The sequence below is a fragment of the Nonomuraea sp. NPDC049421 genome, assembly GCF_040677005.1.
GTDB classification, from domain to species: Bacteria; Actinomycetota; Actinomycetes; order Streptosporangiales; family Streptosporangiaceae; genus Nonomuraea; species Nonomuraea salmonea.
In genome coordinates, this window is sequence record NZ_JBFAQA010000047.1 from 32,869 (window position 1) to 53,312 (window position 20,444).

Sequence of the window (20,444 nt, forward strand, 5' to 3'; positions counted from 1 at the left end):
CGTCACTCCTCCTCCAAGGGGTTGGTGTCGCCGAGCGCCGCGCGTACCTTCCGCCTGCCCCTGTTGAGGCGGGAGCGCACGGTCCCGACAGGGATGCCGAGCGCTCGCGCGGCCTCCTCGTACCTGAGGTCGCCCCAGGCGATCAGCAGCAGCACGTCGCGGTCCCTGGCGGGCAGCGCGGCCAGGGCGCCGGCCAGCTCCGCGCGGACGGCACGGGCGGACACCCCGGCCGCCACCCGGTCGGCGGGCGACTCCACCTCGTGGTCGACGGGGGCACGCAGGAGTGCGCGGTAGCGGGCCGCCTCCCTGCGGTGGTGCCGGGAGATGAGCTTGGTGAGGATGCCGAAGAGCCACGGCCTGGCGTCCGGGTAGGCCAGGTCGTAGCTCTTCCTGCGAGAGAAGGCGACCAGGAACGTCTCGCCGACGAGGTCCTCGGCGGGTTCGGGGCCGAGGCGTCTGGAGGCGTACCTGAAGAGCATGGCGGAGTAGCGGTCGAAGAGCTCGGCGAACACCTCGGGTTCTGTCAGCGAGGCGCTCACGAGCTCGGCGTCCGCACCCCTGACGGCGGGTTGCGTGATCATCTCCGCCCTTCTGCGGGGAATGGGTCACGGATGTCTTGCCACAACCCGCCGTCAGGGTTCAGAGAGATCGTCGCGCCGGCGGCGTCAGAGGAGCGGGGGGAAGGCGTGTCCCCTGCGCAGCCGCAGCTCGTTGAGCAGCTGCTGGATGACCTCGCGCACGTGGTCGGTGATGTTGAAGACCAGCATGGGGTCGTCGGCGGCCGACGGGTCGTACTCGTCGGTGCGGATCGGCTCCCCGAACTCGATCATCCACTTCGACGGCAGCGGCACCAGGCCGAGCGGCCCGAGCAGCGGGAAGAACGGGGTGATCGGCAGATAGGGCAGCCCCAGCAGCCGGGCCAGCGACTTCAGGTCGCCGATCTTGGGGTAGATCTCCTCGGCCCCGACGATCGCGGTGGGCACGATCGGCACGCCCGCGCGGATCGCGGAGGCCACGAAGCCGCCGCGGCCGAAGCGCTGCAGCTTGTAGCGCTCGGAGAACGGCTTGCCGACGCCCTTGAAGCCCTCGGGGAACACCCCGACCAGCTCGCCCTTGCGCAGCAGCCGGTCGGCGTCCTCGCGGCAGGCCAGCGTGTGGCCGGTCTTGCGGGCCAGGTGGCTGAGCAGCGGAAGCTGGTAGACCAGGTCGGCGCCGAGCAGCCGCAGCGGCCTGGCGGCCTCGTCGTGCAGCGCCACCTGCAGCATCAGCGCGTCGACCGGCAGCGTGCCCGAGTGGTTGGCCACGATGAGCGCGCCACTGTCGTCGGGGATGTTCTTCAGCTCGAGCGTCTCGACCCTGAACCAGTGGCGGTAGAGCGGCCTGAGCAGCTCAAGCACGACCTTGTCGGTCAGCTCGGGGTCGTAGCCGAACTCGTCGACCTCGTAGTCGCCGGTGACCCGCCGCCTGATGAAGGCGAGCGCCTTGGCCACGGGGTCGGGCTCGTCGTACGACGGCGCCGCGGTGATGGGAATCACCCGGCCTTCCTCATCTGGCGCTGGGCGCGGAACGCTCATGCGCGGAGACTTCCCAGCGGACGCAGCCCGCGCGAGCGCAGGAAGTCGTCGAACGCCGCACCGGTGCTGAACTTGGGCTTCCAGCCCAGCTCGGCCTCCAGGTGCGCGGTGTCGACCGCGCGGCCGTGGCTCATCAGCCGCAGCTGCTCGGGCGAGTATTCGACCAGGCCGAGCCGGCGCGCGGCACCACCGAGCACGGTGAAGGCGGGCGAGATCATCGGCAGCGAGGGCCGCCCCGCCCGGCGCGCGCACTGCGACAGCAGCAACACGCCTGACCCGGCCACGTTGTACGTGCCAGGGTGATCCTCGGTCGCCATCCGGCGCAGCACCTCGACCGCGTCGTCCTCGTGGACGAACTGCAGCCGCGGGTCGAAGCCGAGCACGGTCGGCAGCACCGGCTGGGTGAAGTAACGCGTCAGCGGCGAGTCGACGCCTGGGCCCATGAAGTTGGCGAAGCGCAGCAGCGACACGGTGACGTCGGGACGCCGCCGCGCGAAACCGCGTACGTAGCCCTCGACCTCGGCCGCGTCCTTGGCATAGCCGTGGACGGGGCCGTCATGCGGCTCCAGGTCCTCGGTGAACACCGCGGGATCGCGGGGAGACGAGCCGTAGACGGCGGTGGTGGATCGCACCACCACGCGCCGCACGGTCGCCGACCGCTGGCAGGCACCGAGCAACTGCATGGTGCCGATGACGTTGTGCTCTTTCATGGCAGCCCTGCCCCCATTGCGTGAGGGAGCGCTGACCAGGCTCATGTGCACAACGGTGTCGATGTCCGCGGCCGCGATCACCTGGGCGATGTCGGGGCTGCGCAGATCCACCCGGACGAACTCGGTTCGGCCGAGTGAGATGCCGCCGTCTCGCGTGAGCGAGGGGGGCGGCACGGTGTCCACTCCGATGACACGGCTGATGTCCGGGTCCGCCGCCAGAACGCTCGCCACCCGGGCGCCGATGTGGCGCGAGACCCCGGTGACAAGCACGGTGTGGGTCATCAGCGCCTCGCAGCTGCGTCGGTTACTTCTTGTTGCGCCGCTGGATGCGCGTCTTCTTGAGCAGCTTACGGTGCTTCTTCTTAGCCATCCGCTTGCGGCGCTTCTTGATCACAGAGCCCACGGGACCCCCAGGTACTGATAGCACGTTTGAATCGGAGTGCGAGCGCACACCGGCTCACAGACTACCGGCGATCCACGGTAGATCGCCCCTCGGGGGGTGAGCGCCCGGCCGTACCAGCGGGCGGCCGGGCCTCTCCCGCGACACACTCACGACACGTTCGGGCGTGTCGCTACGTCATCCTGCCTCGATGTAGGCCTCCCGGAGATAATCGTGTACCGCCTGCTCAGGCACCCTGAACGAGCGGCCGACTCGGATGGCCGGCAGCTCGCCGGAGTGGACGAGCCGGTACACCGTCATCTTGGACACCCTCATGACCGTCGCCACTTCTGCGACGGTCAGGAACTTCACCTCGCTGAGAGGTCTTTCGCCTGCACCCATCGGACGCCTCTTCCGCACGTGTTTCCGGGTTATCCCCACTGGTGCCATTGCTCACGCACGTGTACTGCCGTCAGCGTAAGTCGGGACTCCGAGTGCGCAAACCCCCTATTTTTCCAGCCGACGGAGCCACCTGTCAGCCGAACCAGCGAAATCGCTGGCCAACCGCCTGGCCAAGCACCTCGCCTGGACGCTGGAACTGTCCAAGCTGCCACACATAAGAGTCGCCGGAGCCCTGCCAAAAGTTGGCAAAGGGACAGCGAGCCCCTTGGAATGCAGGCGCGAAAAGACGGTATGGGGAGGGCCGTTATCGACTCAAAGGGCTCGTGAGACTTCTGTGACTAGCCGCTCCGTCAACGGAGAGTAATAGCGGGGTAGCACGTTGTCGTCAAGTGGCACGACCACGTCAAGCTTGCCCTCCGCCTCCCCGAGGAACAGCCCGGGGTCGTTGCAGTCGGCGAAGGCCACCGTCGGCACCCCCGCCTCGCCCGCCGCTCCGGCCCAGCCGTGGTCGGCGATCACCAGGTCAGGGAGGTCGCCGCCCAGCTCGTCCAGCATGTGGCGCATCGGGATCGCGTCGTGGGTGTGCACGAGCGCGCCCCTGTCATCGAGCATCGCGACGTCCTGGAGGTAACGGATCCTGCGCGGCCTGCCGAAGCCGGAGCCCGCGTACGACCAGCCCTCGGCAGGGGTCAGCAGCCGCGCGCCGCGCGCCACGCAGAAGGCCGCCAGCGGCAGGTGCACGGCGAGCAGGCCCGTGGGGTGCCCGGTGGCGAACAGGACGCGGGGCTCGGGCCGCGTCAGCACGGCGGCGATGCGCTCGGCCATCGCGTCGAGCGCGTCGATGGTCAGGTCGGGGTCGATGGTGTCCTGGCCGTAGCGGTGGTCGGGGTCGGCGACGACGCCCGCGGACTTGGCCATGAGGGCCAGGATGTCGCGGTAGGACCACGGCTGGTCGAAGGTCAGGCCCAGCGCGTAGTAGGGGTCGCCGTTGGCCAGCGAGCTGTAGTGGTCGAGGTTGTTCTCGCGAGAGGTCGCGACATCGCCGGCGATGCGGCTGTGAACAAGGTGATCTCGAAGTTCGTCGCGGCTCAGCACTGCTTCATTCCTCGTCAGGGCATCGGATCGAGGCCGTGCAGGGGGAACACCGCTTGCCGGGTCGCCATGACCGCACGGTCAATGGGGTCCGCTGGATCATAACCACCAGACAGGTCGCTGAATTCCGGATGGCGGCCGTCTGTCATGGTGAGGGGTGGTGTCTCCCCCGTACGCTGGCGGACGAACCTGCGCCACTCCTCGGGCGTCGGCGTGGCCGGATCGATCGGATGCCCGGCCAGCTCGGCCATCAGGTGCGTCCACACCCGCGGCACCACCTGCACCAGCTCGTAGCCGCCACCGCCGGTCGCGATCCAGCGCCCGCCCGCCGTCTCGTGGGCCAGGCGGTGCAGCGCCTCGTAGGCGGCCCGCTGGCCGTCGACGCTCAGCATCAGGTTGGCGAGGGGGTCGAGCGCGTGGCTGTCGCAGCCGTGCTGGGTCACCAGGATCTCCGGCCCGAACTCGTGCAGCAGCGGCGGCACCACCGCGTGGAAGGCGCGCAGCCAGCCCGCGTCGCCGGTGCCGGCGGGCAGCGCGACGTTGACCGCCGTGCCGTCGGCGCCGGTCTCGTGCGGGAAGCCGGTGCCGGGGAACAGCGTGCGCGGGCTCTCGTGCAGGCTGATCGTCAGCACCCTGGGGTCGTCGTAGAAGATCGTCTGTACGCCGTCACCGTGATGGACGTCGACGTCCACGTACGCGACGCGCCCCACTCCCTGCTCCAGCAGCCACGCGATGGCCAGCGCGGGATCGTTGTAGACGCAGAAGCCGCTCGCCAGGGCCGGCATCGCGTGGTGCAGCCCGCCCGCCACGTTGACGGCGTGCTCGGCCGTGCCCTCCCAGACCGAGCGGGCGGCGGCCAGCGAGGCGCCGGCGATGAGCGCGCTGGCCTCGTGGACGCCCGCGAAGGCCGGGTTGTCGGTGGTGCCGAGCCCGGCGCTCATGTCGGGCAGGCCGGACGCGGAGACGCGTTTGACGGCCTCGATGTAGCCGCGGTGGTGGACCCGCGCCAGCTCGTCGTCGTTCGCCGGCTCACAGCCGGCCAGCTCGACCTTGTCGAGCACGCCCATCTCGCGGGCCAGCGCCATGGTCAGCTCGACGCGCACGGGGGCCAGCGGATGGCTCGGGCCGAAGTCGTAGGTGGTCAGAGCGTCGTCCCAGATCACCCGTGCCGAACGGCTCATGCCAACCCCTCTGCCGCGTGCCCTCGCCTTGCGCCGACGTTACCGCAGCGCAGACCGCTGGTTGTAGCCCGGCCTCAAGTGGCCCGAAAGATCACGTCGATATCTAAATCTCGTGATTTAGGGTCTTAGCGTGCGCTTAGCACGGACGTTCATGAACATCGTGCGGTTCTTCCGGCGGCCCACGGTGTCCGACCGCACGCTGGTGATCGTGCTGTGCCTGCCCGGGCTGATCAGCGTCGTGACGGGCGTGCTGGGCATGACGGAGATGCTCCCGGGCAACGTCACGTACCTGGTGGGCACGTTGTTCCTGCTCATGCGCCGCAACCGGCCGCTCCTCACGACCGGCGCGGTGGTCGCCGTGGACGCCGTCTCGATGGCGACCGGCCTGGTGACCGGCTCGAACGTGCACAGTGCCGTCATGCTCTACAGCCTGGGCCGCTACACGGCGGGCCGCGCCACCGCGATCGCCTCCGCGGCGTCCTTCGCCCTGTACGCCGTCGCCATGGAGATCGGCAGGCCCGGCGTCAACAGCTGGCTGAGCGCCCTGTTCCTGGTCGGCGTGTTCGTGGGCGCCGGCCAGCTCGTCCGGCTCAGGACCGAGCTGCGGGAACGCACCACCCGCGAGGCCGCCGACGCCGCCGTACGCGCCGAGCGCAGGCGCATCGCCAGGGAGCTGCACGACGTGGTGGCGCACCACATCACCGTGATCAACGCGCTGGTCGGCGGCGCCAGGGCCACGCTGCCGCCCGAGCAGCAGGTCACGAGGGAGGCGCTGGAGAGCGCCGAGCAGACCGCCCGCCAGGCCATGTCCGAGATGCGGCGGCTGCTCGACGTGCTCAGGGCCGAGGGCGGGGAGGGCGCGGACGCGGCGACGGGGGTCGGCACCGACCGGTTGCCCGCCCTCATCAAGGAGGCGGGCTCGGCGGGCCTGCCGGCCGCCCTGACCGTGACGGGCGAGCCCGTCGGGCTGCCCGCCGCCGTGGACCACGCCGTCTACCGGATCGTCCAGGAGGCGCTGACGAACACCCGCAAGCACGCCGTCGGCGCCAGGGCCAGCGTGCTGCTGACCTATGATCCGGAGGCCGTGGAGGTCGAGGTGCTCGACGACGGCGTGGCCAAGAACGACGGCACGCCCCCGGGCTTCGGGCTGGGCGGCATGGCGGAGCGGGTGGCCCTGTGCGGCGGCCGGCTCTCGACGGGGCCAAGGCCAGAAGGAGGATTCCGCGTGCACGCCCGCATCCCGCTGGAGAGCGCATGACGGCCGCGATCAGGGTGCTGCTCGCCGACGACCACGCGCTCGTGCGCAGGGGCTTCAAGCTGATGCTGGACGCCCAGCCCGATCTGGGCGTGGTCGGCGAGGCGGCCGACGGCGAGCAGGCGGTGGAGCTGAGCCGGCGGCTGCGGCCCCACGTGGTGCTCATGGACCTGCACATGCCCGGCATGGACGGCGTGCGCGCCACCGAGCTGATCACCGCCGAGCTGCCGCAGGTGCGGGTGCTCGCGCTGAGCACGTTCGACCTGGACGAGAACGTGGTGGCGGCACTGCGCGCGGGCGCCGACGGCTTCCTGCCCAAGGACGTCTCCCCCGAGGAGCTGATCGAGGGCGTCCGCGTCGTGCACCGCGGCGAGTCGGCCGTCGCGCCCCGGCTGCTGACCCGGCTGATCGGCACGTACGTCCGCACCACGCCGCCGCGATCCACCCCCGCCGAGCTGGCCGGGCTGACCGTGCGCGAGCAGGAGATCCTCGTGCTGATCGCCCGCGGCCGCTCCAACACCGAGATCGCCGCCGAGCTGTCCGTCTCCCCCTCGACCGTCAAGAACCACGTGACGAGCCTGTTCGCCAAGATCGGCGTGAGGGACCGGGCGCAGGCGGTGATCGCCGCGTACGAGGCGGGCCTCGTCCGACCCGGAGAGTAGGACCAGGGTCCCAGAACGCCGCCGCGCGAACGGTCCGCGGGCAGGAGGTGGTCGGGGGCGCGCGACGGCACGCTTGAGTCATGACCGCGATTCGGGCAACCAACCTGAGCAAGCGTTACGGCGGCACCGTGGCCGTCGACGACCTGTCGTTCGACGTCGAGCCCGGCAGGGTGACCGGCTTCCTCGGCCCCAACGGGGCGGGCAAGTCGACCACCATGCGCATGATCCTCGGACTCGACCACCCCTCCGGCGGCTCCGTGCTCGTGGACGGCAAGCCGTACGCGGAGCTGAAGCACCCCCTCCGCAAGGTCGGCGCGCTGCTGGACGCCAAGGCCGTGCACGGCGGGCGCAGCGCGCGCAACCACCTGCTGGCCATCGCCCAGAGCAACGGCATCCCGGCGAGCCGCATCGACGAGGTGCTGGAGACCGTCGGGCTGAGCGGCGTGGCGAAGCGCCGCGTCGGCGGGTTCTCCCTCGGCATGGCGCAGCGCCTGGGCATCGCCGCGGCGCTGCTCGGCGACCCCGAGATCCTGTTGTTCGACGAGCCGGTCAACGGGCTCGACCCCGACGGCATCCTGTGGATCCGCACCTTCATGCGCGGGCTGGCCGCCGAGGGGCGGACCGTGTTCGTCTCCAGCCACCTCATGAGCGAGATGGCGCAGACCGCCGACCACCTCATCGTGATCGGGAAGGGGCGGCTCATCGCCGACACCAGCGTGCCGGAGTTCATCGGGCGCAGCTCCCAGGGCTACGTACGGGTCCGCTCGCCCCGCCTGGCCGAGGTCGCCGAGCTGGTCAAGGTGGGCGAGCTGCACCCCGACCACCTGCGGGTGACCGCGATGACCACCCTCGAGATCGGCACGCTCACCGCGCGGGCGGGGCTACCGCTGGAGGAGCTGACGTTCGTGCAGCCCTCGCTCGAAGCCGCGTACATGGAGCTCACCAAGGACAGCCTGGAGTACTCGTCATGACCGACATCCTGAGATCGGAATGGACCAAGATCCGTTCGGTGCGCTCCACGATGTGGACGCTCGGCGTCACCTTCCTGCTCATGGCCGGCTTCGGCACGCTGCTGGGCGTCGCCGCCACCGCCAGCGGCAGCGGGCCGATCCCGGCCGAGGAGGTGCTCTCCATGAGCCTCGCCGGCGCGCTCTTCGCCACGCTCGCCCTGGCCACGCTGGGCGTGCTGGTGATCTCCAGCGAGTACCGCACGGGAGGCATCAGGACGTCGCTGATGGCCGTGCCTCAGCGGTACAAGCTGCTGACGGGCAAGCTGGTCGTGTTCACCGCGACGGCGCTCGTAGTCAGCGCGGTCTCCTCGGCCGCCGCGCTCGCCATCGGCGTGGTCATCATGCAGCCGACCGGGTTCGAGATCGGCGACGCCGTACGCGCGGGCCTCGGCTGCACGCTCTACCTGACCGCGTGCGGGCTGTTCGGGCTGGGGCTCGGCACGCTCGTCCGGCACACGCCGGGTGCGCTCCTGTCGGCCGTCGCACTGATGCTGGTGCTGCCGCAGCTCACGAACATGCTGCCGGGCGCGTGGGGGCAGACCGTGTCCGACTACTTCACCACCAACGCCGGGTCCCTGGTGGTCTTCGGGCAGTCCAGCGAGTCGCTGGGGACGTGGAGCGGGTTCGGCGTCTACCTCGTGTGGATCGCCGTGACGGTGCTGGCGGGGGCCGTACTGATGCGGCGGCGCGACGCCTAGAACGTCTCACTCGGCGCGCAGGGCGACGACCGGATCCATCCGGCCCGCCCTGCGCGCCGGACGTGCAGCTTGGCGATCGTCCCCTGAGCCGGGGAGCGCAGGGTCGCGGTGGCCCGCGCGCCGACGGTGGCGGGCGCCTCGACGACCTCGGTGACCGGCGCACGGCGTACCTCGGCGAGCGCCACGGCCGCCGGTTCTTCCGTGGTGCAGCCGGTCAGTGCTGACAGGACGCGCAGCGGGGCGAGCCCGCGTCGGACCGTCACCCGACCTATCGTGATCCCGCCGTCCGCGTTCCACAGGCACGCCGAACCTGGGGCTCCGGGTGCTGGGCGCCGAATCCTCACGTAGCGCGACAGAGGCAGGTAAGCAGCCGTATTTCGGTGAAAACCAAAAGGTCAGAGGCGGTTCTCCGGACGACACCCGCGTCGCGATGCCGCTATGGTGGCCGCGATCAAACGGGAAAGGATCACTATGCTGCGCACTCTCCGGCGTTCCGTCCTCACCGGCGCGCTCGCGACGGGCCTCGCCATGGCGGCCGTCGGCATCGCCCCCGCCTCGGCCTCGGCCACCCCGCCGTACGCGCTGGTGAAGCTGACCTGGAACTGCTCGAAGGTGGGCGATGTGACGATCATCCTCAAGGGCCCCGGCGTCGCGTCCTCCGCCCGCAAGTCGACCGGCACGGGCTACTGGCGCGGCCGGCCCGGCACGTTCAAGCTGGAGCGCCTGTCCAACGGCCGGATCGCGCCGAAGACCAAGTCGTTCAGGATCGGCAACTTCTCCACCAAGCGCATCTCGGTCTGCTCCAGCAAGTGGTAGAACCACCGTTCCTGCGGTGAACCTGCCGCCCCGCGTCCGGCCGGGGCGGCAGGGCCGATCGTCCTAAGGCTCGACGACGCGGCTCAGCAGCCCCATGAGCTGCCGCAACTCGGCGTCCGTCAGCACCTTCAGCGGAGTCTTCTCCAGCGTCGTCTTGAGCAGCTCCTCGCGGATCTGACGCCCCCGGTCGGTCAGGACCAGGACGCGCGAGCGCCGATCGTACGGATCGACGGCGCGCTCGACCAGCCCTCGCTCGGTGAGCTGGTTGGTGATGAACGTCAGGTTGGGAGCGTTGCAGTGCAGCCGCTCCGCCATCACCTTCATCGACGGCGGCGGCTCGGCCGGATCGATGGCCCACAGCGCCTGGAACGTCGCCGATCGCCCGGAGGTCAGCCGGAGGCGAGTTCGCGGCCCCGGTCGCGGGCGGCCTCGATGGCGGCGAGGAAGGCCGCGCGCACGCTGTGGCGCTCCAGCTCCGCGATGGCCGCGATGGTCGTGCCGCCCGGCGAGGTGACCGCCTCGCGCAGGATGACCGGGTGCTCGCCCGAGTCGCGCAGCATCACCGCCGCCCCCACGATCGACTGGGTGACCATGTCGAGGGCCGCCGCGCGCGGCATGCCCAGCAGGATGCCCGCGTCGACCATGGCCTCGACCAGGTAGAAGAAGTAGGCGGGCCCGCTGCCGGACAGCGCCGTCGCGGCGTCCTGCTGCGACTCGGGGATGCGCAGCACCTTGCCGACCGGCCGCAGCAGCCCCTCGGCGAGCTTGAGATGCTCCTCGCCGGCGTGCGCCCCCGCCGAGATCACGCTCATCGCCTCGTCGAACTTGATCGGCGTGTTGGACATCACCCGCACCACCGGGACCTCCACCCCCAGCCGCTGCTCGACGAACGACGTGGTGATGCCCGCGGCGGCACTGATCACCAGCGTCTGCGCCGGCACGTAGGAGGCGATCTCGGCCAGCAGCGTGCCCATGTCCTGAGGCTTGACGGCGAGGATGAGCGTGTCGGCGGCCTTGGCGGCCTCGGAGTTGGACACGACGCGCACGCCGTACGTCTCGCGCAGCGCCTGGGCCCGCTCCTCCCTGCGCGTGGTCGCCAGGATGTCGCCCGGCTTGAACCCGGCGCGCAACAACCCGGACAGCAGGGCCTCGCCCATCTTGCCCGTGCCCAGAATCGCGATCATCTTCGGAGCCCCTCGTGCGGAACGGACGCTGGATCCAGGTCTCGCAGCCTATCGGCTACCGCCGCGACAGCAGCGAGCGCAGGAAGAACGCCAGGTTCCTCGGCCGCTCGGCGAGGCGGCGCATGAGATAGGGGTACCAGTCGGAGCCGTACGGCACGTAGACGCGCACCCGCGCGCCCAGTCCGGCCAGGCGGCGCTGCTCGTCGGGGCGCACGCCGTACAGCATCTGGTACTCGAAGCCGGTCGCGTCGCGGCCGGCCAGCTCGGCGAGCGTGGCGGCGATGCGGATCAGCCTGGGGTCGTGGGTGGCGACCATGGGGTAGCCGGTGCCGGACATGAGGACTTTCAGGCACCGTACGTAGGAGCGGTCGATGTCGGCCGGCCTGGTGTAGGCGCCGGGCGCGGTGTAGGCCCCCTTGCACAGCCGTACGCGGGCGCCGCCGAGCTTCTCGCACCGGTCGAGCGAGTCGGGCAGGTACGACTGCACCACCACGCCCACGCCGGGATGCTCGCGGCGCAGCGCGGCGTGCACGGCGTGCAGCCCGGCGATCGTGTCGTGCTCCTCGGCGTCGAGCGTCACCGTGAGGTCCCGCCGGGCGGCGGCGGCGCAGATGGCGCCGGCGTGTTCGAGCGCGAGCCGCTGCGACAGCCGCAGCCCGAGCGCGGTGAGCTTGACCGACACGTCGGCCCCCGCGGGCAGCAGGTCGAGCAGCGCGAGGTAATGGGCGACGGCCTGTCCCGCCGCGGCCTCGTCGGTGACCTCCTCGCCGAGGTGGTCGACGCTGACCAGCAGCCCCTCGCGGGTCAGCGCGCCGACCACGCGCGCGACGTCGTCCGCGACATAGCGATCGACCACGTCCGCGGTCAGCGGCGAGGTGGTGACGAGCCGTTCGGCGCGCCGGCTCTTGGCAAGGGCGAGCATGGCCTGACGGAGCACGAGATCCACACTAATCACTCGAACCGCTCCGCTTGAACCGCCGGGGAGCGGAATCCGTCCTAGGGGTATGCGGACTATGACAGCGACTCTCCTGGCCGGATGTCTCGCGCTCGCGACGGCCTGCGCCGCCGCGCCTTCGCCGGAGCAGCAGCGGGTGGCCGCCACGACCCCCGGCAGGCCACCGATCGTGTCGGAGCCGGTGACCACGGCGCCCACGAAGAAGCCCCAGGTGGTCAAGCCGCGGGGCGACGCGATCAACGTACGCAAGGTCCGCTGGACCAAGGCGAAGCCGGTCGACAAGGGCCGGAAGGTCCAGCTCACGTGGTGGTCGGGGGTGGAGCCGTGCACGGTGCTCGACCGGGTCAAGGTGAAGGAGACCGCCAAGAAGGTCACCGTCACCCTGTACGAGGGCACCGCCGCCAAGGCGAGGAACACGGCCTGCATCATGATGGCCGTCGAGAAGACCACGACGGTCAAGCTCAAGAAGCCGCTGGGCGAGCGCAAGCTGGCCGACGGCGCCAAGAAGTAGATCCTCCTCGAACGGGGTCCGGCACGCGCCGGGCCCCGTTCTTTCGTCCCTGAGCTGTCCCCTGAGTCCCTGAGATGTCCCTGAGTCGCCCCTGAACCCGGAACCCGGCTAGGCCCGGTCTCGTTGGCCCCGGTGTGGTCTTCTCCGCTGTTCGTGCTCGTCAGGGGGAATGCATCAGCGCTCAGGGGGGTTGAGTCAGGTAGGCTCAAGTCGTTTGACAAAGGCGACACCCATCCATAGGTTGAGTCCAAACGACTCAACTTTGACTACAAGGACGTACTCATGGCACGTGCGGTAGGTATCGACCTTGGGACGACCAACTCCGTCGTCTCGATCCTCGAGGGCGGTGAGCCCACCGTCATCGCGAACGCGCAGGGCTCGCGGACCACCCCGTCCGTGGTCGCCTTCGCCAAGAACGGCGAGGTCCTCGTCGGAGAGGTCGCCAAGCGGCAGGCCGTCACCAACGTCGACAGGACGATCCGTTCCGTCAAGCGCGAGATGGGCACCAACTGGTCCCAGGAGATCGACGGCAAGAAGTTCTCGCCGCAGCAGATCAGCGCCTTCGTCCTGCAGAAGCTCAAGCAGGACGCGGAGGCCTACCTCGGCGAGAAGATCACCGACGCGGTGATCACCGTCCCCGCCTACTTCAACGACGCCCAGCGGCAGGCCACCAAGGAGGCCGGCACCATCGCGGGCCTCAACGTGCTCCGCATCATCAACGAGCCGACCGCCGCGGCCCTCGCCTATGGGCTCGACAAGGAGCAGGACCAGACGATCCTGGTCTTCGACCTCGGTGGCGGCACCTTCGACGTGTCGCTGCTCGACGTCGGCCAGGAGGACGGCCACGGCTTCGTCGAGGTCAAGGCCACCTCCGGTGACAACCACCTCGGTGGTGACGACTGGGACCAGCGCGTCGTCGACGAGCTCGTCAAGCGCTTCCAGAACGCCCACGGCGTCGACCTGGCCAAGGACAAGATGGCGCTCCAGCGCCTGCGCGAGGCGGCCGAGAAGGCCAAGATCGAGCTGTCCAGCCAGTCCGAGACCAACATCAACCTGCCCTACATCACGGCTTCCTCCGAGGGCCCGCTGCACCTCGACGAGAAGCTGACCCGCTCCGAGTTCCAGCGGCTGACGGCTGACCTGCTCGAGCGCACCAAGGGCCCGTTCAACCAGGTCATCAAGGACGCCGGCATCAAGGTCTCCGACATCGCCCACGTGGTGCTGGTCGGCGGCTCGACCCGCATGCCCGCCGTCTCCGACCTGGTCAAGGAGCTGACCGGCGGCAAGGAGCCCAACAAGGGCGTCAACCCCGACGAGGTCGTGGCCATCGGCGCCGCGCTCCAGGCGGGTGTGCTCAAGGGTGAGGTCAAGGACGTCCTGCTGCTCGACGTGACCCCGCTGTCGCTGGGCATCGAGACCAAGGGCGGCATCTTCACCAAGATCATCGAGCGCAACACGACGATCCCGACCAAGCGCTCCGAGGTCTTCACCACGGCCGAGGACAACCAGCCGTCGGTGCAGATCCAGGTCTACCAGGGCGAGCGTGAGATCGCTTCCTACAACAAGAAACTGGCCACGTTCGAGCTGACCGGCATCGCGCCGGCGCCGCGCGGCATCCCGCAGATCGAGGTCACCTTCGACATCGACGCCAACGGCATCGTCAACGTCTCCGCCAAGGACCTGGGCACGGGCAAGGAGCAGACGATGACGATCACCGGCGGCTCCGCGCTGCCGAAGGACGACATCGAGCGGATGATGCGCGAGGCCGAGTCGTACGCCGAGGAGGACAAGAAGCGCCGCGAGGAGGCCGAGGTCCGCAACAACGCGGACGGTCTGGCCTACCAGACGGAGAAGTTCCTCCGCGAGAACGACGACAAGGTCCCCGGCGACATCAAGACCGAGGTCAACGACGCCCTCGCCGAGCTGAAGAAGGCTCTGGAGGGCACCGACACCGACGTCATCCGCACCTCGGCGGAGAAGCTCGCCACCGTGAGCCAGAAGATGGGCTCGGCCATCTACGCCGCCGGCCAGGGCCAGCAGGCCGGCCCCGAGGGCGCCCCGCAGGACGCCTCGGCCGGTCAGGACGGCCAGAAGGCCGACGACGACGTGGTCGAAGCCGAGATCGTGGACGACGACCAGCCGAAGAAGGACCAGTGATGCCGCCGCGTGACAACGGGCACGAGGAGCCGGTGATCCACGACAACCGCAAGATCGACCCTGAGACGGGCCAGGTGAGGGACCAGCAGCCCGCCGAGCAGCCGCAAGAGGTGCCCGGCGACGTGCTGGAGCCGCAGGACGGCGAGCTGGCGGCCCAGCTCGCCGAGCGGACGGCCGACCTGCAGCGTCTCCAGGCGGAGTACACCAACTACCGCCGCAGGGTCGAGCGCGACCGCGTGGCGGTCCGCGAGCAGGCGGTCGCCGGGGCGCTCACGGAGCTCCTGCCCGTCCTCGACGACATCGGCAGGGCCCGCGAACACGGCGAGCTGACCGGCGGTTTCGCCAAGGTCGCCGAGTCGCTGGAGTCCGTGCTGACCAAGCTGGGCCTCAGTGCCTACGGTCAGAAGGGCGACCCGTTCGACCCGACCGTCCACGAGGCGCTGATGCACAGCTACTCGACGGAGGTGACCGAGCCGACCGCGATCGAGGTGCTGCAGCCTGGATACCGGATGGGTGACCGGGTGCTGCGCCCCGCGCGGGTGGCCGTCGCCGAGCCGGAGGACGCTCCCGCGGCGTCCGATGACGACGAAGAAAACTGACCACAAGGACGAAGGGCCGTAGATGAGCACCAAGGACTACCTGGAGAAGGACTACTACGCCGTCCTTGGTGTGCCCAAGACCGCCACCGCCGAAGAGATCAAAAAGGCGTATCGGAAGCTGGCCAGGCAGTACCACCCCGACACCAACCAGGGCGACTCCACCAAGGAGACCAAGTTCAAAGAGGTCTCCGAGGCTTACGACGTCCTGTCCGACGCCAAGCGCCGCAAGGAGTACGACGAGGCGCGCACGCTGTTCGGGTCCGGGGTGGGCGGCCAGCGGCCGCCGGGCGGTGGCGGTTTCCCGTTCGACTTCGGTGACCTGTTCGGCGGCACCAGCCAGCAGGGTCCCGGCGGGAGCGCGGGCGAACGGCTCGGCGACCTGTTCGGCGGGCTGTTCAACCGGGGTGGCGCCGGAGGCCGCACCACCGGCGGCACCACCAGGGCGCGGCGTGGCCAGGACATCGAGTCCGAGGTGACGCTGACGTTCACCGAAGCCGTCGAGGGCACCACCGTCTCGCTGCGGCTGACCAGCTCCGCCGCCTGCACCGCGTGCAGCGGCACCGGCGCCAAGGCGGGCACGACCCCCAGGGTCTGCCCCACCTGCGAAGGCACCGGCGCGGCCAGCCGCAACCTGGGCAACTTCGCCTTCTCCGAGCCGTGCCGCGACTGCAAGGGCCGCGGGCTGCTGGTCGACGACCCCTGCCCCGTGTGCGAGGGCAGCGGCCGGGCCAAGAGCACCCGCACCATCCAGGCGCGCATCCCCGCCGGCGTGGCCGACGGCCAGCGGGTCAAGCTCAAGGCGAAGGGCGCGCCGGGCGAGAACGGCGGTCCGGCGGGCGATCTCTACATCCAGACCCACGTCAAGCCGCACGCCGTCTTCGGCCGGTCGGGCGACAACCTGACGATCACCGTGCCGGTGACGTTCACGGAAGCCGCCCTGGGCGCCGAGATCAAGGTGCCGACCCTCAGGGGCATGCCGGTCACACTGCGCATCCCCGCGGGCACCCCCAACGGGCGCACGTTCCGCATCCGTGGCAGGGGTGTCACGAGGAAAGACGGCACCAAGGGCGACCTGCTCGCCACTGTCGAGGTGCTCGTGCCGAAGACGCTCGACGACAAATCGCGCGAGCTCCTCACCGAGTTCAACACCGCGACCGCGGGTGAGGACCCGCGCGCCGAGCTGATTCAGCGAGCCAGAAGCGAGTGAGCGGATGGACGCCAACTATTTCGACCTGTCTGATGACACCCCTGTCTACGTGATCTCGGTGGCCGCGCAGCTGTCGGGGCTGCACCCGCAGACCCTGCGGCAATATGACCGGCTCGGCCTGGTCAGCCCCGGCCGCACGGCGGGGCGCGGCCGCCTCTACTCCACAAGAGACATCATCCAGCTCCGCGAGGTGCAGCGGCTCTCCCAGGAGGAGGGCATCAACCTCGCGGGCATCAAGCGGATACTCGAGCTCGAGAACGAAGCTCTCCGGCTGCGCGAGGAAGTGCACCGCCTGCGCGCCGAGATGCGGATGGTCAAGGCGCTGATCCGCTACCAGCTGCCACCGGGGGCGTAAGAACCATGGACTACAAGCTCACCCAGAAGAGCCAGGAAGCGCTCTCGGGTGCCATGCGGCGTGCCGCCGCTGAGGGCAACCCCGAGATCGCTCCCGCTCACCTGCTCAGCACGCTGCTCTCGCAGACCGGGGGCACGGCCGTGCCGCTGCTGGAGGCCGTGGGGGCCGACTGGCGGGCGCTGCGGACGCGCACCGAGGAGCAGCTCGCCGCGCTGCCGAAGGCGCAGGGCGCGACGGTGGGGGCGCCGTCGAGCTCGCGCCAGCTGCTGACCGTCATGAACACCGCCGCCCAGCACGCCAACCGGCTCGAAGACCTCTACGTCTCGACCGAGCACCTGCTGGTCGGCCTGGCGGCCGACGGTGGCCAGACCGCCGACCTGCTGAAGTCGCAGGGCGCGACCCCGCAGGCGCTGCTCGACGCCTTCGAGAAGGTACGCGGCCACGCCCGCGTCACCAGCGAGACGCCCGAGGACACCTACCAGGCCCTGGAGAAGTACGGCGTCGACCTGACCGAGCGCGCCCGCGGCGGCAAGCTCGACCCGGTCATCGGCCGCGACACCGAGATCCGCCGCGTCGTCCAGGTGCTCAGCCGCCGCACCAAGAACAACCCGGTGCTCATCGGCGAGCCCGGCGTCGGCAAGACCGCCGTCGTCGAGGGCCTGGCCCAGCGCATCGTGGCCGGCGACGTGCCCGAGTCGCTGCGCAACAAGCGGCTCATCTCGCTCGACCTGGGCGCGATGGTGGCCGGCGCGAAATACCGCGGCGAGTTCGAGGAGCGGCTCAAGGCCGTGCTCTCCGAGATCAAGGAGAGCGACGGGCAGATCGTGACGTTCATCGACGAACTGCACACCGTCGTCGGCGCGGGCGCCGGCGAGGGCGCCATGGACGCCGGCAACATGCTCAAGCCCATGCTGGCCCGCGGCGAGCTGCGCATGATCGGCGCGACCACGCTCGACGAATACCGCGAGCGCATCGAGAAGGACCCGGCGCTGGAGCGCCGCTTCCAGCAGGTCTACGTCGGCGAGCCCACGGTCGAGGACACCATCGCGATCCTGCGCGGGCTCAAGGGCCGCTACGAGGCACACCACCAGGTCCAGATCGCCGACAGCGCGCTGGTCGCCGCCGCCGCGCTGTCCGACCGCTACATCACCAACCGCTTCCTGCCCGACAAGGCCATCGACCTCGTCGACGAGGCCGCCTCGCGGCTGCGCATGGAGATCGACTCGCGTCCCGTGGAGATCGACCAGCTCCAGCGCAGCGTCGACCGGCTGAAGATGGAGGAGCTGGCGCTGTCGAAGGAGACTGACGAGGCCTCCGTCCAGCGGCTCGAACGCCTGCGTCAAGAGCTGGCCGACCGCCAGGAGGAGCTCAACGCCCTCGTCGGCCGCTGGGAGCACGAGAAGGCCGGGCTCAACAAGGTCGGTGAGCTGAAGAAGCAGCTCGACGAGGCGCGCGGCGCGGCCGAGCGGGCCCAGCGCGACGGCGACTTCGAGGCGGCGTCGCGGCTGATGTACGCCGAGGTGCCCCGGCTGGAGCAGGCCCTCAAGGCCGCCTCCGAGGCGGCGCCGCCGGAGAACGCCATGGTCAAGGAGGAGGTCGGCGCCGACGACATCGCCGAGGTGATCTCGTCGTGGACCGGCATCCCCGCCGGGCGGCTCCTCGAGGCCGAGACGACCAAGCTGCTGCGCATGGAGGAGGAGCTGGGCAGGCGGCTCATCGGGCAGCGGCCGGCCGTCCAGGCGGTCTCCGACGCCGTACGCCGCAGCAGGGCCGGCATCGCCGACCCCGACAGGCCCACCGGCTCGTTCCTGTTCCTCGGCCCCACGGGCGTGGGCAAGACCGAGCTGGCCAAGGCGCTCGCGGAGTTCCTGTTCGACGACGAGCGGGCGATGACCCGCATCGACATGAGCGAATACTCCGAGAAGCACAGCGTGGCCAGGCTCGTCGGCGCGCCTCCCGGCTACGTCGGCTACGAGGAGGGCGGCCAGCTCACCGAGGCCGTCAGGCGGCGCCCGTACACCGTGGTGCTGCTCGACGAGGTCGAGAAGGCGCATCCCGAGGTGTTCGACATCCTGCTGCAGGTGCTCGACGACGGGCGGCTGACCGACGGTCAGGGCCGTACGGTCGACTTCCGCAACACCATCCTCATCCTGACCTCCAACATCGGCTCGCAGTTCCTGGTCGATCCCAGCCTGGAGAACGGCGCCAAGCGCGAGGCCGTCATGGGGGCGGTGCGCAGCTCGTTCAAGCCGGAGTTCCTCAACCGGCTCGACGACGTGATCCTGTTCGACGCGCTCGGCTCCGAGGAGCTGGCCCAGATCGTCGACCTGCAGGTCGAGCGGCTGGCGCGGCGCCTGGCCGACCGCCGGCTGCGGCTGGAGGTCACGCCCGCCGCCCGCGAGTGGCTGGCCCTGACCGGCTACGACCCGCTCTACGGCGCCCGCCCGCTGCGCCGCCTGGTGCAGTCGGCCATCGGCGACAAGCTCGCCAAGGCCGTCCTGTCGGGCGAGGTCGTGGACGGCGACGAGGTCAAGGTCGAGCTGGGCGACGACGAGCTCCTCATCCAGCGCGCCGCCTGACCGGGGCCGGCGCACCCCTGCGGGCCGCACCCGGATGATCCCGGGGGCTCGCTGGGGTGCCCGTTCCGGGCCGGCTCGGACCCGCTCCCGTAGGCCGAGCGGGCCCGGCGGCGCCGCGCACGACGGCCTTCCCGAGGTTCTGAGCCCGGAGATCTCGCGAGATCTCCGGGCTTCGGCGTGTCATGCCAGGGTCATCGGGCCCGGCGTTCGGTAAGGTTCGCCCCACTCTTCGGACAAGCCGCCTCCCCCGCTCATGATCGCTGACTACGTTGTGCGTTCGTCAGTGCACCGACATCGATGAGGGGGACGTGCGGTGTCATTCCAGAAGATCCGGAGCACGATCGCGGTGGCCGCGGTGGCCGTGGGCGTCAGCTGGCTGTGCGCGGGTCCGGCGACGGCCCGGACGTGCGCCCGCACAGAAGGGGCGCTCCTGACGCCCGCCCTGGCCCAATGCGGCGGCCACACGGGCATCCAGCTCGACGACCCCGGCATCGGCGCCACCCGGGTTGTCGCGTCGGAGACCGCCAAGCTGGCCATGGCGGCCGGCGACACGGCCAGGCGGCTCGGCCTGACCGGCCTGGCGACCGGCAAGCAGGCGCTCGGCATGAGCGACCTCGGCGGGGTGGCGGCGACATGGGGCATGCCGCCCCTGGTGGGCTCGCCCACGCTGCTTCCCCTGGTGCCGGAGCCGCTCACGATGAAGGACGTCACCACCATGCGCGGCGTGCCGGCGCTGCCCGAGCTGCCCAAGGTGCCGCTGGCGGGCAAGCCGCCCGCGAGCAAGAAGGCGCGCAACGCGCCCCCGAAGGGCACCATCGCCGGCACCGGGCTCGACTCGCCGATGAAGCTCCAGGAGCCGGTACGCCAGGTCGGCTCGCAGGTCATCAGCGAGGTGCTGCCGAAGGCGTTCGAGGCTCTGCAGGGCACGAAGTTCGCGCCCGGCGGCGGCTCCATCGTCAGCGGCTTCAGCAGTCTGTCCGGCCTCACCCAGGGCCTCCCTCTCCCCCTGGGCTGACCGGCACCCTGAGCGCCCTCAGCCGCGGCCGGGGGCCGCTGGGGGCGTCGGGCCACTTGTCCGGGCGTGGGTCGTGCCTGCCGCGCCCGGCCTCCAGGCCGGA

General features: G+C 70.4%; 22 protein-coding genes and 1 pseudogene. 12 read left to right on the plus strand and 11 right to left on the minus strand.

The window, feature by feature from the left end:
* Nucleotides 1-2: 2 nt before the first annotated feature.
* The 7 genes from AB0K18_RS47165 to AB0K18_RS47195 form a co-directional block, all read right to left on the minus strand.
* On the minus strand, nucleotides 3-581 hold the full coding sequence (locus tag AB0K18_RS47165; RefSeq protein ID WP_364928735.1) for an RNA polymerase sigma factor: 579 nt from the start codon (nucleotides 579-581) through the stop codon (nucleotides 3-5).
* Nucleotides 582-665: 84 nt separating this feature from the next.
* Nucleotides 666-1,535 carry a lysophospholipid acyltransferase family protein gene (locus tag AB0K18_RS47170; RefSeq protein WP_355415482.1) on the minus strand — a complete coding sequence of 290 codons (870 nt, stop codon included), beginning with the start codon at nucleotides 1,533-1,535 and terminating at the stop codon, nucleotides 666-668.
* A gap of 35 nt (nucleotides 1,536-1,570) precedes the next feature.
* Nucleotides 1,571-2,566 carry an NAD-dependent epimerase/dehydratase family protein gene (locus AB0K18_RS47175; protein WP_364928739.1) on the minus strand — a complete coding sequence of 332 codons (996 nt, stop codon included), beginning with the start codon at nucleotides 2,564-2,566 and terminating at the stop codon, nucleotides 1,571-1,573.
* 22 nt (nucleotides 2,567-2,588) lie between these two features.
* The gene (locus AB0K18_RS47180; protein ID WP_018654693.1) at nucleotides 2,589-2,687 is read right to left on the minus strand and encodes an AURKAIP1/COX24 domain-containing protein; all 99 of its coding nucleotides are present in this window, start codon (nucleotides 2,685-2,687) and stop codon (nucleotides 2,589-2,591) included.
* A gap of 174 nt (nucleotides 2,688-2,861) precedes the next feature.
* Nucleotides 2,862-3,065 carry a helix-turn-helix domain-containing protein gene (locus AB0K18_RS47185; RefSeq protein ID WP_026214222.1) on the minus strand — a complete coding sequence of 68 codons (204 nt, stop codon included), beginning with the start codon at nucleotides 3,063-3,065 and terminating at the stop codon, nucleotides 2,862-2,864.
* Between the two features lie 312 nt (nucleotides 3,066-3,377).
* Nucleotides 3,378-4,160, minus strand: coding sequence for a phosphatase (locus AB0K18_RS47190; protein ID WP_364928742.1), 783 nt, complete (start codon nucleotides 4,158-4,160; stop codon nucleotides 3,378-3,380).
* Nucleotides 4,161-4,174: 14 nt separating this feature from the next.
* Entirely contained in the window at nucleotides 4,175-5,338 is a 1,164-nt protein-coding gene (locus AB0K18_RS47195; RefSeq protein ID WP_364928745.1) for an acetoin utilization protein AcuC, read from the minus strand.
* A gap of 130 nt (nucleotides 5,339-5,468) precedes the next feature.
* On the opposite strand from AB0K18_RS47195, the gene AB0K18_RS47200 reads away from it, so the two are divergent.
* From AB0K18_RS47200 to AB0K18_RS47215, 4 genes are all read left to right on the plus strand, one after another.
* Nucleotides 5,469-6,596: a histidine kinase gene (locus AB0K18_RS47200; RefSeq protein ID WP_364928748.1), complete on the plus strand. Its 1,128-nt coding sequence runs from the start codon at nucleotides 5,469-5,471 to the stop codon at nucleotides 6,594-6,596.
* The gene (locus AB0K18_RS47205; protein ID WP_355415472.1) at nucleotides 6,593-7,255 is read left to right on the plus strand and encodes a response regulator transcription factor; all 663 of its coding nucleotides are present in this window, start codon (nucleotides 6,593-6,595) and stop codon (nucleotides 7,253-7,255) included. Before AB0K18_RS47200 ends, AB0K18_RS47205 begins: the two co-directional genes overlap by 4 nt.
* Before the next feature lie 80 nt (nucleotides 7,256-7,335).
* A complete protein-coding gene (locus AB0K18_RS47210; RefSeq protein WP_355415470.1) occupies nucleotides 7,336-8,226 on the plus strand; it encodes an ABC transporter ATP-binding protein in 891 nt (296 codons plus the stop codon).
* Entirely contained in the window at nucleotides 8,223-8,963 is a 741-nt protein-coding gene (locus AB0K18_RS47215) for an ABC transporter permease subunit (protein WP_364928753.1), read from the plus strand. Before AB0K18_RS47210 ends, AB0K18_RS47215 begins: the two co-directional genes overlap by 4 nt.
* Here the strand turns inward: AB0K18_RS47215 and AB0K18_RS47220 are convergent.
* Nucleotides 8,960-9,226: a hypothetical protein gene (locus AB0K18_RS47220; RefSeq protein WP_364928756.1), complete on the minus strand. Its 267-nt coding sequence runs from the start codon at nucleotides 9,224-9,226 to the stop codon at nucleotides 8,960-8,962. The genes AB0K18_RS47215 and AB0K18_RS47220 overlap by 4 nt on opposite strands.
* 208 nt (nucleotides 9,227-9,434) lie before the next feature.
* Between AB0K18_RS47220 and AB0K18_RS47225 the strand changes: the two genes are divergently transcribed.
* A complete protein-coding gene (locus AB0K18_RS47225) occupies nucleotides 9,435-9,779 on the plus strand; it encodes a hypothetical protein (RefSeq protein WP_364928758.1) in 345 nt (114 codons plus the stop codon).
* Between the two features lie 63 nt (nucleotides 9,780-9,842).
* On the opposite strand, the gene AB0K18_RS47230 is transcribed toward AB0K18_RS47225, so the two are convergent.
* The 3 genes from AB0K18_RS47230 to AB0K18_RS47240 are packed head-to-tail and all read right to left on the minus strand — an operon-like array spanning nucleotide 9,843 to nucleotide 11,900.
* On the minus strand, nucleotides 9,843-10,172 hold the full coding sequence (locus AB0K18_RS47230) for a MarR family transcriptional regulator (protein WP_364928830.1): 330 nt from the start codon (nucleotides 10,170-10,172) through the stop codon (nucleotides 9,843-9,845).
* On the minus strand, nucleotides 10,169-10,963 hold the full coding sequence (gene proC, locus AB0K18_RS47235) for a pyrroline-5-carboxylate reductase (RefSeq protein ID WP_364928761.1): 795 nt from the start codon (nucleotides 10,961-10,963) through the stop codon (nucleotides 10,169-10,171). The genes AB0K18_RS47230 and proC overlap by 4 nt, the downstream gene beginning before the upstream one ends.
* Before the next feature lie 55 nt (nucleotides 10,964-11,018).
* Complete coding sequence (locus AB0K18_RS47240; RefSeq protein ID WP_364928833.1) at nucleotides 11,019-11,900, minus strand: proline dehydrogenase family protein; 882 nt, start codon at nucleotides 11,898-11,900, stop codon at nucleotides 11,019-11,021.
* Nucleotides 11,901-11,976: 76 nt separating this feature from the next.
* Between AB0K18_RS47240 and AB0K18_RS47245 the strand changes: the two genes are divergently transcribed.
* From AB0K18_RS47245 to AB0K18_RS47275, 7 genes and pseudogenes are all read left to right on the plus strand, one after another.
* On the plus strand, nucleotides 11,977-12,429 hold the full coding sequence (locus AB0K18_RS47245) for a hypothetical protein (protein ID WP_364928764.1): 453 nt from the start codon (nucleotides 11,977-11,979) through the stop codon (nucleotides 12,427-12,429).
* Between the two features lie 282 nt (nucleotides 12,430-12,711).
* On the plus strand, nucleotides 12,712-14,586 hold the full coding sequence (gene dnaK / locus AB0K18_RS47250) for a molecular chaperone DnaK (RefSeq protein ID WP_364928766.1): 1,875 nt from the start codon (nucleotides 12,712-12,714) through the stop codon (nucleotides 14,584-14,586).
* Complete coding sequence (grpE, locus tag AB0K18_RS47255) at nucleotides 14,586-15,185, plus strand: nucleotide exchange factor GrpE (protein WP_364928769.1); 600 nt, start codon at nucleotides 14,586-14,588, stop codon at nucleotides 15,183-15,185. Before dnaK ends, grpE begins: the two co-directional genes overlap by 1 nt.
* Before the next feature lie 22 nt (nucleotides 15,186-15,207).
* A complete protein-coding gene (dnaJ, locus tag AB0K18_RS47260; protein WP_364928772.1) occupies nucleotides 15,208-16,392 on the plus strand; it encodes a molecular chaperone DnaJ in 1,185 nt (394 codons plus the stop codon).
* A 4-nt stretch (nucleotides 16,393-16,396) separates the two neighbouring features.
* A pseudogene (locus AB0K18_RS47265) lies at nucleotides 16,397-16,678 on the plus strand (helix-turn-helix transcriptional regulator); the annotation flags it as partial.
* 74 nt (nucleotides 16,679-16,752) lie between these two features.
* The gene (gene clpB, locus AB0K18_RS47270; RefSeq protein WP_364928775.1) at nucleotides 16,753-19,326 is read left to right on the plus strand and encodes an ATP-dependent chaperone ClpB; all 2,574 of its coding nucleotides are present in this window, start codon (nucleotides 16,753-16,755) and stop codon (nucleotides 19,324-19,326) included.
* 313 nt (nucleotides 19,327-19,639) lie between these two features.
* Nucleotides 19,640-20,341: a hypothetical protein gene (locus AB0K18_RS47275; protein ID WP_364928777.1), complete on the plus strand. Its 702-nt coding sequence runs from the start codon at nucleotides 19,640-19,642 to the stop codon at nucleotides 20,339-20,341.
* Nucleotides 20,342-20,444 lie beyond the last annotated feature (103 nt).